This is a genomic window from Sphingomonas adhaesiva (assembly GCF_036946125.1).
GTDB lineage: Bacteria > Pseudomonadota > Alphaproteobacteria > Sphingomonadales > Sphingomonadaceae > Sphingomonas > Sphingomonas adhaesiva_A.
Genome location: NZ_JAQIJT010000001.1, coordinates 1,103,694 through 1,121,632, shown reverse-complemented (window position 1 = coordinate 1,121,632; position 17,939 = coordinate 1,103,694). Strand labels below are relative to the sequence as shown.

The window sequence follows — 17,939 nt, the reverse complement described above, 5'->3', positions numbered from 1 at the left end:
CCCAGCCCACGCCGTGCTCCTGCGCAGGCAGGAGCCCAGGGCCCAGCAGAACAACGCCGGAAGGGACCTACAACTCTGAGCTCCTGCCTGCGCAGGAGCACGGTGTAGCCTTTTGCAAAGGTCCCGCTCAAGGCCGGGGTGACGGGAAGCTACGCCACCGCGCGGTGCCACACCATATCGTCGCCCGCCGGCGCGATCTCCCCGACGGCGCCGACCGGCTCGGCCGCGCCGTCGGTAAGCCAGGCGATCGTCTGCGCATCCTCCGCCGGCACCTTCGCCAGCGTGCGCCGGCCGTCGGGGGTCCGCGCGACGATCACCCCGGCCTTCGCGCTGCCGTCGCGGGCGTAGAAGACGGTGTAGGTCTCGACGGTCGCCGGGCCGGCATAGTCCTTGACCAGTTCGGGCACCGGCCCCCGCGCGGCGTCCGCCTCCGCCTGCACGTCGAAGTCATGCGCCTCGCCCGAGCCCGGCAGCGGCGTCGTGGCGAGCACGATCGCGTGATTGTGCGTGGCATAGCCGCCGTTGGCGAACAGCAGCCCCTTGCGCCCCTCGCCGCCGCGCAGCGCATCGACCATCTCGGCGACGGCATGGCTCATGTAATTGCCGATCGGACCGCCGCCGAAGGTCAGCCCGCCGAACACCGTCGCGGGCTTCTCCACCGGCCAGCCGATCACGCGGCGCGCCATCTTCGGCACGCACGGGAAGCAGGAATAGAGCTCCACCAGGTCGAGGTCGTCCGCGGTGACCCGATTGTAGTCCAGCGTCCGCGTCAGGCACGTCGCCATGCTGGGCGACTGGTCGTAGCGGTCGCGCGACAGGAAATCGTCGTCCTCGTGCGCCGCGGCACCCCGCCCGACATAGACGATCCGCGCCTCCGGCACCCCGCGCCGCCGCGCCTCGGCCAGCGACGTGACGAGGAACCCCGCCCCCTGATTGACGCTCGAATTGGCGACCATCAGCTTGGTATAGGGAAAGGCGATCGGACGATTGTCCGCCGTCGCGGTCGCGATCTCCTCGGCCGAGCGGGGGGCGTGGATCCACGCCGCGGGGGTCGTCGCCGCCACCTCGCTGAAGCGCGACCAGATCTCCCCCGATTCGCGCTGCCCCTCGGCCAGCGTCTGGCCGTACGATGCGCGCCCCGCATTCTCGTACAACGGATAGACGTCGACCGGCGTCGACAGGCCGTAGCGCTGGCGGTAGCCGGGCGCGGCCTTCTTCGCGAGCGAGCGCAGCGGGTTCTGGTCCGCGACGCTGGTCTTCGCCGCCGCCGCGGCGCGCTGGCTGGCGGTGCGCAGCGCCTCCGCCCCCACGACCGCGGCGATGGCGATCTCGCCGCGCGCGATGCGGTTGGCGGCTTCGTTGAGCAGCAGGATCGGGCTGTCGCCGTTGGGGCCGACCGATTCGTAGGCGAGGCGCGGCGTCGCGCCGATCGCCGCGCCCAGCTTCTCGGCCAGCGGATTCTGCTTCATGAAGCTGATCTGCTTCACCACCGCGACCGAATCGACGTGCGCAAGCCAGCCGCCGCCCGCGTCCTTGTCCGCCGCCTCCAGCGCGGCGCGCATCAGGTCGAGCGGCTCCATCCCCTGCGCGGGGTCGGCGGGGCGGTCGTTGACCTGCCCCACGCCGACGATGACCGCGATCCGCGTGTCGTCCGCCATCGTCTCGTTCTCCGGGATCATCGGGCCTGCCAGACCGGCGCGCGCTTCTCCGCGAACGCCTTCGGCCCCTCGCGCGAATCCTGGCTGGTGAAGACGATCTTCGTCTCGGCGCGGTTCTGCTTCCACGCCGCCTCCTCGCGCGGCACGCCGCGATCGACGATGCCCTGCGCCATCCGCTTCGACGCCTGCACCGACAAGGGCGCGTTGACCGCGATCCGCTCGGCCAGCTTCAGCGCCGCCTCGATCACGCCGCCCGCGGGCGCGACCGCGTTGATGAGGCCCAGTTCCAGCGCGCGCTGCGCGGAGATGGGATCGCCGGTCAGGATCATCTCCATCGCGATCTTCTTGGGCAATTGCTCGGGCAGGCGGAACACGCCGCCCGCGGCCGCGAACAGCCCCCGCTTGGGCTCGGGCAGGCCGAACTGCGCGGTGTCGACCGCCACCGCCAGGTCGCACGCCAGCGTGATCTCCAGCCCGCCGCCCAGCGCGTGGCCGTTGACCGCGGCGATCACCGGCTTGGAAATGGCGTGGCTGACCAGGCCCGCGAAGCCCCATGCCGCCTTCGTCGCGTCATCGGGGGCCAGGCTCTCGCCGCGCGACAGCGCGACCAGATCGGCCCCGGCGCAGAACGACTTGTCGCCGGCACCCGTCACGATCACGCAGCGCACCTCGGGATCGTGCTCCGCCGCCTCCAGCGCATCGCCCACGCCTTCGTGGACGAAGCGGTTGACCGCATTGCGCGCCTCCGGCCGGTTGATCGTCACGATCATCACATGGCCATCGCGCTCGACCGTGACCGCATCGTTGCCCAGTTGCGTCATCATCATTCCCTTTTGTTCAGGCCGCCACGCGCGCGGGTGCTTCGATCACCCGGCGGGACAGCAGATCCTCGATGTCGTCGCGCGACAGCCCCAGCCAGTCGGCCAGCACGCCGTCGCTATCCTCGCCGATGCGCGGCGCGGGGTGCTGCCCCGGCTCGGGCAGGCGCGAGCGCGCCGGCGCACCCTCCACCTTGAAGGGGGTGTCGATCAGCGGGTGGCTGACCAGGCGGAACGTGCCGAGCGCCTGGAACTGCGGCGCGTCGGGCAGCTCCACCACGCGCAGCATGTGGCCCGCCGGGACGCCCGCCGCCTGCAACGCCGACGCCGCCTCCGCCGCCGGGCGGGCGCGGGTCCAGTCGGCGAGCGGCTCATCCCCGATCAGCCGGGCGAGCGCGGCGCGGTCGGCATCGTCGCGCGCGGTGACGACCACCCATTCGTCCTCGCCCGCCGCGGGGTATATGCCCCATGGCCCCTCCCGCTCCGGCGGGTCGATCCCGGCCGACTGCGCCGCGATCTGCGCCGCCATATGCCCCAGCATGACCTCCGCCTGGCTGACGCTCGCGGTGCCGCCCCGCCCGGTGCGCCAGCGGCGGATGAGCAGCGCCACCGCCCCCACCGCGCCGACGCGCGCCGCGACATGGTCGGGATAGACGGTGATGCCGTCGGAGAAGCTCTCCGGCTCGCCGTCATAGGTCCATTGCGGCGTCAGGCCCGCGGAGCAGCGCACCAGCGGGCCATAGCCCAGCCGCCGGCTCCACGGCCCGGTCGGCCCGAACGCGGAGCTGTCGACCGCGACCAGCGCCGGGTTGATCGCGGCCAGCCGCTCGCGCGTGAAGCCCAGCCCGTCGAGCGTGCCGGGCTTGAAGTTGGAGAGCAGCACGTCGGCTTCGCGCAGCAGCCGCTCGAACAGCGCCCTGCCCTCGTCCGACTTCAGGTCGATCGACAGCCCACGCTTGTTGCGGTGCCCGGCCGCGAAGGTGATCGAGACGGGCGAATCGTCGCGCGACTGGCGCTGGCCGTCGGGAAAGGCGCCGTTCTCCACCTTCACCACGTCCGCGCCCTGATCGGCGAGCAGCCGGCCCGTCTCCGCGCCGACGACGATGATGCCCATGTCGAGCACCCTGATGCCGGCGAGCGGCCGGTCGGCGGCGGGCACCCGCCACGCCGGGCGCGCCGTGCGGAACGCCGCGCCCGGCTCCGGCACCGGCGCCCCGCCGCGGATGCCAGCGCGCAGGCCGTCGATCTCGATCGTGCCGTCGGGGAAGGTCGCGGTCACGCCCGACGCCACCTCGACCGGCACGAACGCCGTGCGCGCGGTCATCTGCGCGGTCTGCACCGCCTCCGCCAGGTCGAGCAGCCCGGCGCAGGGGATGCCGCGCGCGGCGCCTTCCTCCTCGATCTCGTGGCGGGTCTTGTCGGCCAGGAACCGCGCCATGGCGGGGATCAGGTCGGGCGAGCGGAAGCGGGTCTGGATCTTCTCCCATTCCGGCCCGGCGAACTGCTCGGGCCGCCCCATCCATTCCCACATGCCGCGCCATTGCCGCGGCGCCAGTACACACATCCGGACGAAGCCGTCCGCACACGGGATGATGGGATAGCGATGCCGCTCGTCGACGCGTCCCCGCGACATCTTCCACGCCGGGACGCCCGATTGCGCGCTGCCCGCCACGCCGAAGCCGGGGTCGAGCGCGGCCATCCCGGCCTCCAGCAGCGACAGGTCGACATGGTCGCCGCGCCCGTCGCGCAGCCGCTGGACGAAGGCGACGAGCGCGACATAGGCCGCCTGCACCGCCGCGGTCTGATAGGTCAGCTCGCCCGGCGGCAGCAGCGGCTCGCGATCGGGCAGGCCGGAGCGGGACAGCCCGCCCGACAGCGCATGCAGCACCGCATCGGTCGCCTGCCACCGCGCCCATGGCCCCGACTGACCGAAGTCGCTGACCGACACCACGACCAGCTGCGGGTGCCGCGCGGCGCGGCCGGCGGGATCGAGCGCGAAATGCGCGTCGCTGCCGGGGCGCGTGGTTTCGATCAGCACGTCGGCGTCGGCCAGCAGCGCGTCGAAGGCGGCGTCGGTCGGGTCGAGCGCGGTGGCGCGCTTGCCCAGGTTGTTCGCGACCCACGACAGGCTGGCGCCCGCCAGCATCGGCCCCGCCGCGCGGTCGGGGTCGCCCTCGGGCGGCTCGACGCGGATCACCTCCGCGCCCAGCTCGCCCAGCAGACGCGCGGTGGCGGCGAGCGGCCCCGCCGCCATGTCCACCACACGAAGCCCGGTCAGCGGCAGATCGATCATTGCGGCCATAGGAACTCCCGGCGAGCGGCGCTCTCTCGATAGAATTGCAGGATCGCGCGGTCCTGCGCGGTGTCGCCGGCCGCCTCCACCGCGGCGTGATGCGCGATCAGCGCGTCGGACAGCGCGGCCCATTCGACATCGAGCGCGGTCAGCGTCAGGTCGGTGGCGGGCGCAACCGCGGCGTCCGGCAGCAGCGCGCGCATGGCGGCGATGTCGGCGGCCCGCCACGCCGCGGCGCGCTCGGCCTCCTGCGCCGACAGCAGTCCCAGCAGCCCGGCGACGGTCATCATCGCGCCGCCATAGGCATCCGATGCCTGCACCGCCGCCCCGCTGCCCAGCGCGATCATCGCGGTGCCGGTCAGCACCTCGCCCACGTCGCTCATCGGGGGGCTCATATCCCCGCCTCCAGCTGGGCGGCGATGATCGCGTCCTGCCGCCGCGCGGTGTACCAGCCCGACAGCCCGAGCACCGGATCGGTGCGTCCGCCATCGACGAACTCGCGCCATGCCGAGCTCCAGATCGCGCGCCCCTTGACCGAGCTGAACAGGCTCCACCAGCGCATCGCACGCGGATCGACCGTCAGCCCGCTTTCGCGTTGCCAGATCGCCAGCGCCGCGTCGCGTTTCACCATTCCGCAGACGCTGCCGGGGTCGAAATGGTCCCAGATCGGGTCGAGCGCCCAGCCCAGATCCTCCAGCGGATCGCCCAGATGCGCCATTTCCCAGTCGAACATCGCCAACATCCGCCCGGCGCCGTCGTGCATCATGTTGCCCGAGCGATAGTCGCCGTGCACGATCGCGATGCGCTGCGCGGGCGGCGGCGGCGCGGCGCGCAGCCGGCGGATCGCGGCACGCACGACCGGGATCGGCGCGTCCGCATCGTCGTCGATGACCTTTTCCCAATAATCCAGCGCGATGCGCCACGCGTCGCCGGGCGGCGGTGCGGGGACGTGACGCGCGAGCGGCGTCCCCTCGACCGGCATCGCCGCAAGCCGCCCCAGCGCGCCGAAGAACGCCTCCCCCAAGATCGCGGCATGATCGCCGAACGGCTCGCGGGCGAAGGGGGAGCAGACCTCGCCCCCCTCGACCCGCTCCATGATGAAGAAGGGGCGCTCCAGCTCCGCGCCGCCCGGTTCCAGCGCCACCGCACGCGGCACCGGCACCACGCCGTGCGCGCTTTCATAGGCGCGGAACTCGGTCTCGCTCTCGGTATCGATCAGGCTGCCACCGGGATCGCGGCGCAGGATCAGCTGGTGGCGGGTGTCATCCGCCACCGCATCGAACCGCCACGTCTCGCGGCTGGCACCGCCGGGGATGCGCGCCAGCGCCTCGATCGCGACGGGGGTGTTCCACAGCCGCGAGAGATAGGCCGCGACCTGTTCGGGGTGGAGCGGGGTGCCGGTCATTGCCCGCTCCCGCCACCCATCCGCGTACCGTCATGCCGGGCTTGTCCCGGCATCCAGAGCGCCGCGCGCTGACCGCTGGTGAGGCGCACGGAACCCTGGACCCTGGAACAAGTCCGGGGTGACGGAGCGTGCGTGGCCATCGCGCCGCGAACCACAACGCCCATCACGCCGGGTCCAGCATGCCCGTGAACCCGGACGGCGCATGCGGACCGATCACCAACTGCTCCAGCACGCCCTTGCCGCGGCGCACCTGCCCGTCGGGTCCGGTCATCGTCACCCCGACCGACGCCTGGATGTGGAGATGATGCGGCTGCAGCGGATCGAGGTCGTCGGGCACGAAATCCTCGCGCTCGACGGTCAGCGCCTCGCCGTGGCTGACGCCGTGGCCCCATGTCGGATGGCCGTAGCCCAGCCCCTTCATCATGAAGGTGCGGCCGACGTCGAACGTCACCGTGGTTTCGCCATTGGCATCCTTCAGCACCGCCTCCGCGGTCTGCGCGTAGCGCGAGCCCGGCCGCCAGCCGATGCGGTATTCCGCCGCATCGAAATGATGCTCGTCCTCCGCGCCCCCGCCCTCGGGCCGCCACGTCGCGCGGCGGTTCCAGAAGCGGCCGTGCGCGTCGTCGTTGGTGTGCAGGTACAGGTCGCCCCCCTCCATCACGCAGGGGCTCCACAGCCAGAAGAATTGCGGCGCGATCGCGGGGCTGGGCGGCTGCGCGTCGGGCGCACCGATCGGGCGCACGCCCCAGCTGCGGTCGCGGGTGCCGACCCATCCCGACACGTCGTGGCGCGCGCCGTCGACCTCGACCCAGCCCACGTACCGGCCGTTCTGCGTCAGCCGCGTCACGTCCATCAGCACGCGCGGGCCGTTGCGGCGGGTGAAGCGCGGCTCCTCCTGCGGGAAGGCGCGCCCGGTGAACGTCAGCTCCGCCCTCACCCCCTCGCTCGCCGCATCGACGGTGATGCGCAGGACCTTGAGCGGCTCGACCACCTCGATCCGGATCGGGCCGACCTGCGTGTCCATCCGCTCCATGCCCAGCCCGCGGCTGGCATGCAGGTTCACCTGCCGCCCGCCCATCAGCCAGCAGAAGCTGGCGTCGATCACGTTGATGTGCGGATAGACCCCCATCGCCACCGCCAGGAAGCCGTCGTCGCCGACCCCGGGCGCGTAGCCGTTGAAATAATAGCGGTCGTAGAAATTGCGGTCGGTCCCCGCATAGGCCACCGGCTCCGCCGTCTGGTGGATCGGATAGTCGTCGCCCTTGGTCAGCACCATGCACGCTCTCCCGCCGACGGTCTGTCGCCGCGCCCCCGCATGGTTGGACCAGCGGCAGGGCGGGTGTCAACGCCGAGATAACTTTAGTTACGTGAAATTTGGTTGGACAGCCAATTTTCGATCGGCGCCGATGGCGGTCGTTTCGCGCCCGGCGATACGCGACCGTACCGAAGGCACGCGGGCTGCCCGATGGCCGGCCGGCGCGCTTTTCTCCGCCCGCCCGACCCGCTATTCCCGCCTTCAACGGTCGCTTGCGATGACTGTCCTATCCCTGTAAAACAGTCGGCAACCATGCGCCCCGATCCCTTCGAAAACGGCCGCGTCCGCTACAATCACGCGCCGGGCGACACGCCCGCCACGCCGCTGCCGTCGTTCGGCGACTGGCACGACGCCGCCCCGCCCCCGTCCGATCCCTATTCCGGCCGATCCGGAGGGGGCGGCGGCGGCGACGAGCCGCCACGCCGCCCGCGCTGGCGCTTCGCCGGTGCCGGCGTCGGGGGCTGGATCGTGCGCGGGATCGCCGCGGTCATCGTCCTGTTCGTCGTCGCGGTCGTGTGGCTGGCGGTCACCGCGCCGCTGTCGCGGTCGCTCAAGCCGCCCACGCCGCCGTCGATCACCCTGACCGCCGCGGACGGCACCCCGATCGCGCGGCGCGGCGCGATCATCGGCGCGCCCGTCGATGCCGCCACCCTGCCCCCGCACGTGCGCGAGGCGTTCATCGCGATCGAGGATCGCCGCTTCTACTCGCACTGGGGGATCGACCCGCGCGGGATCGCGCGCGCGGCCTGGGCCAATGTCGGATCCGGCGGAGTGCGTCAGGGCGGCAGCACGATCACGCAGCAGCTGGCGAAGAACGCCTTCCTCGATTCGGATCGCACCGCCGCGCGCAAGATCCGCGAGGTCATGATCGCCTTCTGGCTGGAGGCGTGGCTGACGAAGGACGAGATCCTCTCGCGCTATCTCTCCAACGTCTATTTCGGCGACAACGTCTACGGCATCACCGCCGCGTCGAAACATTATTTCGGGCGTACCCCGCAGAAACTGAACATCGGCCAGGCGGCGATGCTCGCCGGGCTGGTGAAGGCGCCGTCGCGGCTGGCCCCCACCGGCAATCTGAAGGGTGCGCGCGCACGCCAGGCGGTGGTGGTCGGCGCGATGGTCGACGCCGGCTTCCTGACGCAGCGCGAGGCCGACCGCGTCCAGCCGCAGCGCGTGCTGGCCGACCGGCCCGAGACGCTGCCGACCGGCACCTATTTCGCCGACTGGGTGCTCCCCTCCGCGCGCGAGGTGGCGGGCGATGCCGGCGCCGATGCGACCGTGCGCACCACACTGGACCGCACGATGCAGGCGACCGCGGAGCGCGTCGTGCGGCAGGCCGGGCTGCGGCAGGCGCAGGCCGCGCTGGTCGCGATGAAGCCCGATGGCGAGGTCGTGGCGATGGTCGGCGGGCGCGACTATCGCGCCAGCCCGTTCAACCGCGCGGTGCAGGCCAGGCGCCAGCCGGGCTCCACCTTCAAGCTGTTCGTCTATCTCGCCGCGCTGCGCGCCGGGCTCCATCCCGATACCGTCCGCGACGATTCGCCGGTCGAGATCGCGGGGTGGAAGCCCAAGAACGACGACGGCCGCTATCTGGGGCCGATCACGCTGCAGCGCGCCTTCGCCCGCTCCAGCAACGTCGTCGCGGCGCGGCTGACGCAGGAAGTGGGCGTGCGCAACGTCATCAAGACCGCGCGCGACCTGGGCATCACGACGCCGATCCCGAACGAGGCGACGATCGGCCTCGGCACCGCGGAGGTCTCGCTGCTGGAGCTGACGTCCGCCTATGCCGCGGTCGCCGCGGGGCGCTATCCGGTGGTGGCGCGCGGGGTCGAGGGCAATCGCAGCGCCAGCTGGTACGAGGCGATCGCAGGCCGCGACCGGGCGATGCCGGGCAACATCCGCGACGAGATGAAGCAGCTGCTGGGCTCCTCGATCCGCGGCACCGGGCGCGATGCCAACCTGCCGGTGCAGGCGTTCGGCAAGACCGGCACCAGCCAGGGCGGGCGCGATGCGTGGTTCATCGGCTTCGCGGGCGACCTGGTGGTGGGCGTATGGGTCGGCAACGACGACAGCACCCCCAATCCCGGGCTCCACGGCGGCGGCATCCCGGCGCAGATCTGGCGGCAGTTCATGATGAGCGCGCTCAACATCCCCGTCGTCGTCGCGCCGATCGACGACGAGGACATGGCCCCGATCGACAATGTCATCGACGCCTTCGGCGAGGATGTCGGCGGTCAGGTGCAGGACGCGCTGCAGGGCGCGCCCGAGCAGCTGGACCAGGCGGTCGACCGCCTGCGCGATCTGGGCATCGAGCTGCCCAATCCGCCCGCCCCGCGGGGACCGCGCGAGCGGGTGCCGCTCGACCGCGCGCCCGACGAGCGCGACCTGCCGCCCGACGACGGCTTCTGACGCACGGGGATTTCGACGGGACGATTCGGACACGAAAGCGACACCTGACGTCTGCGTCCGGTTGACCGGGGCGCTGTTGCGGCGCAGCAATACCCGCCATGAGCACGCTGCCCCCGATCACGAACAATCCCGATGTCCGCTATCTCGGCCGCGTGCTGGGCGATGTGATCCGCGCCTATGGCGGCGACAAATTGTACGAGCGGACCGAGGCGATCCGCTCCGCCTCCGTCGAGCGGCACCGCGGCAACCACGATGCGCGCCCCGACGCGGAGCTGGGCACGCTCGACCTCGACGAGACGCTCGATTTCGTCCGCGGCTTCATGCTGTTCTCGATGCTCGCCAATCTGGCGGAGGACCGGCAGGGCATCGCCGCGGAGGAAGGCGCCGACCTCGCCGCCGCGCTCGCCCGGCTGGAGGCCGCGGGGATCGGCCGCGATCAGGTGATGGCGCTGCTGGGCGACGGGCTGATCGCGCCGGTGCTGACCGCCCACCCGACCGAGGTGCGGCGCAAGAGCATGATCGACCACCGCAACCGCATCGCGCAGCTGATGGCGATGCGCGACCGCGGGGTGGAGGCGACCCCGGACGGCGACCAGGTGGACGAGGCGATCGTGCGCCAGGTCGCTTTGCTGTGGCAGACCCGCGTGCTGCGGCGCGAGCGGCTGTACGTGGTGGACGAGGTCGATACCGCGCTCAGCTATCTGCGTGATGTGTTCCTGCCGGTCATCCCCGCGCTCTATCAGCGGTGGGACCGCGCGATGGGCGAGCGCGTGCCCGCCTTCCTGCGGCCGGGCAGCTGGATCGGCGGCGACCGCGACGGCAACCCCTTCGTCACCGCGGACAGCTTGCGCACCGCGCTCGCCAAGGCGGCGCAGGCGGTGCTGGGCTATTACCTGGACCAGCTGCACGCGATGGGGGCGGAGCTGTCGATCTCCGCGGGCCATGCGACGGTCGATGCCGGCGTCCTGGAACTGGCGGAGGCGAGCGGCGATGTCGCCGAGAGCCGCAGCGACGAGCCGTATCGCCGTGCGCTGTCGGGCATCTATGCACGCGTCGCCGCGACCTACCGGCAACTGACCGGGCAGCCCGCGCCGCGTCCGGGGCATCTGGCGGGCGAGCCCTATCCCGATCCCGCCGCGCTGCGGGCCGATCTGGTGACGATCGCGCGACCGCTGGGGGCGGACGGCGGCGGCCTGCTGGGCACCGGCGGCGCGATCGGCCGGCTGATCCGCGCGGTCGAGGTGTTCGGCTTCCACCTCGCCACGCTCGATCTGCGCCAGAACAGCGCGGTGCATGAGCAGGTGGTCGCGGAGATGCTCGCCAAGGCCGGCGTGTGCGACGATTACACCGCGCTCGGCGAGGAGGCGCGCGTCATGCTGCTGCGGCAGGAACTGGCGACGCCGCGCCCGCTGACCAGCCGGTTCGCGCATTATTCGGAGGACACCGCGTCCGAACTGGCGATCGTGCAGGCGGCGGCCGACGCGCATGCCGCCTACGGCCCGGCGTGCATCCGCCAGTATATCGTGTCGATGACGAAGTCGGTGTCGGACCTTCTGGAGGTGCACCTGCTCCTGAAGGAAGTCGGCCTGTACCAGCCTGCGAACGGGGAAGCGGCGTCCGCCGCCGTGATGGCCGTGCCGCTGTTCGAGACGATCGAGGATCTGGAGGCCGCGCCCGCGATCATGACCGAATGGTTCGCGATCCCGGAGGTGCGCGCGATCGCGCGCGCCCGCGGGCATCAGGAGGTGATGATCGGCTATTCGGACAGCAACAAGGACGGCGGCTACCTGACCTCGACCTGGCAGCTGTCGCGCGCCTCGACCGCGCTGCGCCCGGTGTTCGAGGCGGCGGGCATCGGCATGCAGCTGTTCCACGGCCGCGGCGGCGCGGTGGGGCGCGGCGGCGGCAGCAGCTTCGCCGCGATCCGCGCACAGCCGCCGGGGACGGTGCAGGGGCGCATCCGCATCACCGAACAGGGCGAGGTGATCGCGGGCAAATACGGCACGCGCGAGAGTGCCACGACCAATCTGGAGGCGATGGCCTCGGCCACGCTGCTCGCCAGCCTGGAGCCGGCGCATCTGTCGAACGGCGACAACGCCACGTTCGCGGCGGCGATGGACTGGCTGTCCGACGCCGCGTTCCGCGCCTATCGCGGGCTGGTGTACGAGACGGAGGACTTCCGTACCTTCTTCCGCCAGATGACGCCGATCGCGGAGATCGCCGGGCTCAAGATCGGCAGCCGCCCGGCCAGCCGCAAGAAATCCGACGCGATCGAGGACCTGCGCGCCATCCCCTGGGTGTTCAGCTGGGCACAGGCGCGCGTGATGCTGCCGGGCTGGTACGGCGTGGGACAGGCGATCGCCGGGTTCGAGGACCGCGCGCTGCTGAAGGACATGGCGCAGGGCTGGCCGCTGTTCGCCGCGACGCTGGCGAACATGGAGATGGTGCTCGCCAAGTCCGACATGGGGATCGCGGAGCGCTATGCCGGGCTGGTCGAGGACGCGGCGCTTCGCGACCATGTCTTCGGTCGCATCCGCGACGGCTGGCGCCAGACGCACGACGGGCTGCTGGAGGTGACGGGGCAGGCGCATCTGCTGGAGAAGCACGCCGCGCTCGACGCCTCGATCCGGCTGCGGCTGCCCTATATCGAGCCGCTCAACCTGCTCCAGATCGAGCTGATGAAGCGCCACCGTGCGGGCGAGGACGACGAGCGCGTGCGCCACGGCATCCTGCTGTCGATCAACGCGATCGCGACCGCGCTGCGCAATTCGGGGTGACGCGCGCCGGAAGTTGACAAAGTTTACGCCACGTCGGCGTCGAAACCGCTTCCCCGCGATGCGCCGGACCGGGCGCTGGCGGTGAGAATGGGGGACGACGCGGAGAAAGAGCGTCCGGACGATGACAGATGCGGGGCGTGTAGGACAGCGGCTTTCGGGGTTACGTCCCGTTTTGCCGTCGTGGGCGGGCGGTTTCGGGATGGGGTGAACGGGAACACGTTTCGGGACGCCGAGGCGGGCGGGCTTCAGTCGGTTGGGTTTTGGAGCCATGTCTCCCGTAACGGGTTCGTTTATGGGAACTGGCTCCATCGGTACAGATCGGGCTATCCCGCCCTCATGGTTTTACCGATCATCTCGTTTGACGGTCCCGTCTGGCGCCTGTTGCCGAAAGGGCTAGCGGCCCAACCTGCAATTCCGGCCTCTGCCCCGGAGGGACGCTTTCATCATTCCGGACAGGTCGCCGCCTATGCTTCCCTCAGTGCAGAAGGAGCAATCGTCGCGATCCAACGCTACTTGCGGGATGGTGTCGAACGCGTGCTGATCCCAATGCGTTTGACGGCAGCACGGGTGGTCGATGCGCGAGGTATGCCATCGGCCTCAATCGTCTGGCAGGACCTGAGAAGCGCCGGCGAGCATTCGCCCACCTGGCTGTTTTCGGATGAGGCACGGAATTTGGGGGCAGATGCGATGCTCTACTCCTCGCGATCCCGGCCCGATCTTTCGCACGTCGTCGTGTTCAGGCCGGAATGCCTGAACACGTTCGGAGAAGCATCCGATCATATCGCGCGATGACGTTCGGCCCCAAGCGCAAAGGCGCTTTCCCATTTCACCATCCCATACGGGACATCCCCGCGGCGTAGCCTCCCCTCACCCCTCCAGTGATTTCGATGCCTGTTCAAACAGGTCCTTGCTGATACCCGGGGCCGACACGATCCGCTCCAGCTGCGCGCGCATCAGCGCGGCGCGCGCCGGGTCGAAGCGGCGCCAGCGGCCGAGCGGGGGGAGCAGCTTCGCCGCGGTCTGCGGGTTGAGCGCGTCGAGCGCCAGCAGCTGGTCGGCGAGCCAGACATAGCCCGCGCCGCCCGCGGCGTGGAAGGCGCGCTGGTTCACCGCGAACGCCCCGACCAGCGCGCGCGCGCGATTGGGGTTGGCGAGCGTGAAGTCGGGATGCTCGGCCAGTTCCGCCACCAGCCGCGGCGTATCGGCGCGGCTCGACAGCGCCTGCGTCTGGAACCATTTGTCGAGCACCAGCGCGTTACCGGCATAGCGATGGTAGAAGATGTCGAGCGCGGCATCGCGCTCCGCCGAGGTGCCGCCCGCCAGCGCGGTGAGCGCCCCCTGCCGGTCGGTCATATTGTCCGCGCCCTCGAATTGCGCATAGGCGAGCGCGGCGGCGTCCGCGGCGCCCGATGCCGCGACATAGCCGAGCGCGACGTTGCGCAGGCGGCGCACGCCCTTGTCCCCGGGCGTATAGGCATAGGGACGGATCGTCGCCGGGTCGCACGCCGCGCGCCAGCGGGCGTCGAGCGCGCGGGCCATGTCGCGGCGCAGCGCCTCGCGCGCCTGGAAGATCGCCTCCGGATCGACGCTCGACAGCTGGTCGCCGATGAAGCTCTCCGCGGGCAGCAGCACCGCCTCCGCGACGAACGCGCGGTCCAGCCCGGTATCGTCGAGCGCATCGTCCAGCGTGTCCGCGACCGCCCGGATCACCGGGTCATGGTCCGCCTCCCCCTCGATCGTGGCGGCGACCAGCGTGTCAAGCATCAGCTGCTGCATCGCCTCGTACCGGGCGAAGGGATCGTCGTCGTGCCGCGCCAGGAAGGCGAGGTCGGCGGCGGAGCGGTCGCTTTCCACCACCACCGGCGCGGAGAAGCCGCGGTTGAGCGAGACGACCGGGCGCTCGGTCACGGTCTCGAACGTGACGCTGGCGTAGGATTCGCAGAGGACGAACAGCTGCTCGTCGCTCAGCGGCTGGCCCGTCTCCGCGCCGAACAGGCGTAGCTTCAGGGGCAGCACCTGCGGCGACTTGTTCGACTGGCCGGGCGTGTCGGGCACCTTCTGCGCCAGGTTCAGCGTCGCGCGCCCGCTCCCCGGCTGATGCTCCAGCGTGGCGGAGACGCGCGGGGTGCCGGCCTGGCTGTACCACAGCCGGAACTGCGACAGGTCGATGTCGCCGGCCTCCTCCATGCAGCGCACGAAATCCTCGCACGTCGCGGCGGTGCCGTCGAACCGCTCGAAATACAGATCGGTGGCGGCGCGGAAGCGCTGCGCCCCCAGCATCGTCGCCATCATGCGGATCAGCTCCGCGCCCTTGTTATAGATGGTGGCGGTGTAGAAGTTGCTGATCTCGATATAGCTTTCCGGGCGCACGGGGTGCGCCAGCGGTCCGGCGTCCTCCGGGAACTGCGCCGCGCGAAGCGCGCGCACATCCTCGATCCGGCGCACCGCAGGCGATCCCTGATCGGCGGAGAAGCCCTGATCGCGATAGACGGTGAAGCCTTCCTTCAGGCTCAGCTGGAACCAGTCGCGGCAGGTGATGCGGTTGCCCGACCAATTGTGGAAATATTCGTGCGCCACCACCGCGGCGATGGCGTCGTAATCGTAATCGGTCGCGGTGTCGGGATCGGCCAGGATGTAGCGGCTGTTGAAGATGTTCAGCCCCTTGTTCTCCATCGCGCCGAAATTGAAATCGTCGACCGCGACGATGTTGAACACGTCCAGGTCATATTCGCGGCCATAGACGCGCTCGTCCCACGCCATCGACAGCTTCAGCGCGGCGAGCGCGTGGTCGGTCTTCGCCGCGTCGGCGGCGCGCACCCAGATGCCGAGTTGCACCGTCCGCCCGGACCGGGTGACGAACGTATCGCGGTTGACCGTCAGCTCGCCCGCCACCAGCGCGAACAGGTACGACGGCTTGGGCCAGGGATCGTGCCACTCCGCCCAGTGCGTGCCGTCGTCGCCGTCGCCCGACGCCACCGGATCGCCGTTGGCGAGCAGGACGGGGAAGCGCGCCTTGTCCGCGCTCATCCGCACGCGGTAGGTCGCCAGCACGTCGGGGCGGTCGGGGAAATAGGTGATGCGGCGGAAGCCCTCCGCCTCGCATTGCGTGCACAGGTTGCCGCCCGACGCATACAGCCCCATCAGCTGGGTATTGCGGTCCGGTGCGATGACCACCTCGGTCTCGACCACATGCGCGTCGCCGGTCAGCGGGATCACCAGCTGCTCGCCGTCGAGCGTCCAGTCGTCGACCGCGACGCCGTCGACCGTCACCGCCAGCGGTTCCTGCCCGGCGCCGTCGAGCCGCAGCGGCGCGGCATGCGCGCCGCCGCGCACCACCTCCAGCCGGGCGCGCACCCGCGTGGCCGACGGATCGAGCGCGAAGTCGAGCGCGACCTGCGGCACCAGCCACTCGGGCGGCGCATAGTCGCTGCGCCGCGTGACGGCAGGAAGGGCGGGGGTGGAGCGAGCGTCGGCCATGAACGGGGGTATAGACCGGCGGGCGTGCGGTTCCCACCGTGGAGTTGGAAGGCACGTGCTTTCCCGCAGCACCCGTCACCCCGGACGGAGGGGAAATGCGCACGTTCAATCCATCGGGCTTTCCGGCTAGGGTGCCACGATGGTTCGCATGCTTCCGCTCGCCCTCGCCCTCCTCGCCACCCCGGCCCTGGCCCAGACCGCCCCCCAGACGGCCCCCCAGACCCCCGCCTCCCTCCCCGCCGATCAGGCGGCGATGAAGGCGCATGTCATGTTCCTCGCCTCCGATGCGATGCGCGGGCGCGATGCGGGGTCGGGAGAATATGACATCGCCGCGCAATATGTCGCGGCGCAATTCTACGCCGCCGGACTGCGCCCGATGGGCGACGACGGCGGCTATCTGCAGGCGGTAAAGCTGCTCGGCTACAAGCCCGCGGGCGAGGGCATGCTGAGGTGGACGCCCGCCGGCGGCGCGGCGCGCCCGCTCGTCTTCGGCAGCGATTACATCCCCGCCGCCGATCCCGGTGCGGCGACGACGCGGATCGCGGCCCCGGTGGTCTTCGTCGGGCACGGGCTGGAGGCGCCGGCCTACGGCCTCGACGCGTATCGCGGCATCGACGTGCGCGGGAAGATCGTCGCCTATGTCGGCGGCGCGCCCGCCGGGCTGCCGAGCGAGGTGGCGGCGACCTTCGGCGGGGCGGACGCGCGGCTGCGCGCGGCGGCGGCGCACGGCGCGGTGGGGGCGATCGCGCTCGCCGACCTGCGCGCGGCGTCGCGCGGCTCGCCGACCTTCGCCGCGACGAAGGATGGGTTCGCGGGCGAGCGGGTGACCTGGGCGACCCCGGCGGGCGTCGGCGGGGGCGGCGTGCCGATCCCGCTGCTCGCCACGCTGTCGCCCGCGGGCGCGGCCAAGCTGTTCGGCGCGCGCTGGCCGCTGGTGCGACAGGCGGGACGGATGGTGAAGCCCGTCGAGGCGAAGGGGACGCTGGCGGTGGACACCGCCACCACCTTCCGCCCCTTCGCCAGCAGCAACGTGGTGGGGATGCTGCCCGGCAGCGACCCCGCCCTCGCCAAGGAAGTCGTCGTCCTCTCCGCCCACCTCGACCATGTCGGCGTGGGCAAGCCGGTCGACGGCGACGCGATCTACAACGGCGCGCTCGACGACGCGATCGGCATCGCCAGCCTGATCGAGGAGGCGAAGCGCTTCAAGGCGGCGGGCACCGCGCCGAAGCGCAGCATCCTGTTCCTCGCCGTCACCGCGGAGGAAAAGGGGCTGGTCGGCAGCGACTGGTTCGTCAACCATCCCCCGGTGCCGATCGCCGATGTGGTCGCGGACGTGAACCTCGACATGCCGGTGCTGACCTATCCGTTCCAGGACATGATCGCGTTCGGCGGCGACCGCTCCACGCTGGGCCCGATCATCGCGCGCGCCACCGCGGCGCTGGGCGTCACGCTGTCCCCCGATCCGATCCCGGAGATGTCGATCTTCGTGCGGTCGGACCATTACAATTTCGTGCGCAAGGGCGTGCCCTCGATCTTCCTCTGGCCGGGGATGAAGGGGCCGGGCAAGGCCGCGTTCGAGGCGTTCATGTCGCGCTGCTATCATCGCCCGTGCGACGATCTGTCGCAGCCGATCCTGTGGGATCAGGGCGTCCGCTTCGTCGACGCCAACTACCGCATCGCACGCGAGATCGCCGATGCGGCCGATCGCCCGCGGTGGAACAAGGGGGATTATTTCGGCACGCTGTATGGTGGGCCGATGGCGAAGTGAGCGACCGTCACCGCGGGCT

11 protein-coding genes are annotated in these 17,939 nt (G+C 71.1%); 4 read left to right on the top strand and 7 right to left on the bottom strand.

Annotated features, from left to right (window positions below):
• Window positions 1-149 precede the first annotated feature (149 nt).
• From PGN23_RS05355 to PGN23_RS05330, 6 genes are all read right to left on the bottom strand, one after another.
• Entirely contained in the window at window positions 150-1,679 is a 1,530-nt protein-coding gene (locus tag PGN23_RS05355; RefSeq protein WP_335301800.1) for an acetyl-CoA acetyltransferase, read from the bottom strand.
• On the bottom strand, window positions 1,676-2,485 hold the full coding sequence (locus PGN23_RS05350; RefSeq protein WP_335301798.1) for a crotonase/enoyl-CoA hydratase family protein: 810 nt from the start codon (window positions 2,483-2,485) through the stop codon (window positions 1,676-1,678). Before PGN23_RS05350 ends, PGN23_RS05355 begins: the two co-directional genes overlap by 4 nt.
• A gap of 10 nt (window positions 2,486-2,495) precedes the next feature.
• Window positions 2,496-4,778 carry a CaiB/BaiF CoA-transferase family protein gene (locus tag PGN23_RS05345; protein WP_335301797.1) on the bottom strand — a complete coding sequence of 761 codons (2,283 nt, stop codon included), beginning with the start codon at window positions 4,776-4,778 and terminating at the stop codon, window positions 2,496-2,498.
• Window positions 4,766-5,152 (bottom strand): hypothetical protein, encoded by a 387-nt coding sequence (locus tag PGN23_RS05340; protein WP_335301796.1) that lies wholly within the window; start codon window positions 5,150-5,152, stop codon window positions 4,766-4,768. The genes PGN23_RS05345 and PGN23_RS05340 overlap by 13 nt, the downstream gene beginning before the upstream one ends.
• An 8-nt stretch (window positions 5,153-5,160) precedes the next feature.
• A complete protein-coding gene (locus PGN23_RS05335) occupies window positions 5,161-6,174 on the bottom strand; it encodes a phosphotransferase family protein (RefSeq protein WP_335301795.1) in 1,014 nt (337 codons plus the stop codon).
• A gap of 163 nt (window positions 6,175-6,337) precedes the next feature.
• A complete protein-coding gene (locus PGN23_RS05330; protein WP_335301794.1) occupies window positions 6,338-7,450 on the bottom strand; it encodes a hypothetical protein in 1,113 nt (370 codons plus the stop codon).
• Window positions 7,451-7,741: 291 nt separating this feature from the next.
• Here PGN23_RS05330 and PGN23_RS05325 point away from each other — a divergent pair, with 291 nt between their 5' ends.
• From PGN23_RS05325 to PGN23_RS05315, 3 genes are all read left to right on the top strand, one after another.
• Complete coding sequence (locus PGN23_RS05325; protein ID WP_335301793.1) at window positions 7,742-9,898, top strand: transglycosylase domain-containing protein; 2,157 nt, start codon at window positions 7,742-7,744, stop codon at window positions 9,896-9,898.
• 98 nt (window positions 9,899-9,996) lie between these two features.
• On the top strand, window positions 9,997-12,675 hold the full coding sequence (ppc, locus tag PGN23_RS05320; protein WP_335301792.1) for a phosphoenolpyruvate carboxylase: 2,679 nt from the start codon (window positions 9,997-9,999) through the stop codon (window positions 12,673-12,675).
• A gap of 336 nt (window positions 12,676-13,011) precedes the next feature.
• Window positions 13,012-13,467 carry an RES family NAD+ phosphorylase gene (locus PGN23_RS05315; RefSeq protein WP_335301791.1) on the top strand — a complete coding sequence of 152 codons (456 nt, stop codon included), beginning with the start codon at window positions 13,012-13,014 and terminating at the stop codon, window positions 13,465-13,467.
• Between the two features lie 75 nt (window positions 13,468-13,542).
• Here PGN23_RS05315 and pepN read toward each other — a convergent pair whose 3' ends face one another.
• Window positions 13,543-16,152: an aminopeptidase N gene (pepN, locus tag PGN23_RS05310; RefSeq protein WP_335301790.1), complete on the bottom strand. Its 2,610-nt coding sequence runs from the start codon at window positions 16,150-16,152 to the stop codon at window positions 13,543-13,545.
• A gap of 139 nt (window positions 16,153-16,291) precedes the next feature.
• On the opposite strand from pepN, the gene PGN23_RS05305 reads away from it, so the two are divergent.
• A complete protein-coding gene (locus PGN23_RS05305; protein WP_335301789.1) occupies window positions 16,292-17,920 on the top strand; it encodes a M28 family peptidase in 1,629 nt (542 codons plus the stop codon).
• The last annotated feature ends 19 nt before the right edge of the window (window positions 17,921-17,939 follow it).

Coding starts and splice junctions, on each gene's coding strand:
- PGN23_RS05355 (WP_335301800.1), bottom strand. CDS start 1,679: ATGATCCCGGAGAACGAGACGATGGCGGACGACACGCGGATCGCGGTC.
- PGN23_RS05350 (WP_335301798.1), bottom strand. CDS start 2,485: ATGATGATGACGCAACTGGGCAACGATGCGGTCACGGTCGAGCGCGAT.
- PGN23_RS05345 (WP_335301797.1), bottom strand. CDS start 4,778: ATGGCCGCAATGATCGATCTGCCGCTGACCGGGCTTCGTGTGGTGGAC.
- PGN23_RS05340 (WP_335301796.1), bottom strand. CDS start 5,152: ATGAGCGACGTGGGCGAGGTGCTGACCGGCACCGCGATGATCGCGCTG.
- PGN23_RS05335 (WP_335301795.1), bottom strand. CDS start 6,174: ATGACCGGCACCCCGCTCCACCCCGAACAGGTCGCGGCCTATCTCTCG.
- PGN23_RS05330 (WP_335301794.1), bottom strand. CDS start 7,450: ATGGTGCTGACCAAGGGCGACGACTATCCGATCCACCAGACGGCGGAG.
- PGN23_RS05325 (WP_335301793.1), top strand. CDS start 7,742: ATGCGCCCCGATCCCTTCGAAAACGGCCGCGTCCGCTACAATCACGCG.
- ppc (WP_335301792.1), top strand. CDS start 9,997: ATGAGCACGCTGCCCCCGATCACGAACAATCCCGATGTCCGCTATCTC.
- PGN23_RS05315 (WP_335301791.1), top strand. CDS start 13,012: ATGGTTTTACCGATCATCTCGTTTGACGGTCCCGTCTGGCGCCTGTTG.
- pepN (WP_335301790.1), bottom strand. CDS start 16,152: ATGGCCGACGCTCGCTCCACCCCCGCCCTTCCTGCCGTCACGCGGCGC.
- PGN23_RS05305 (WP_335301789.1), top strand. CDS start 16,292: ATGGTTCGCATGCTTCCGCTCGCCCTCGCCCTCCTCGCCACCCCGGCC.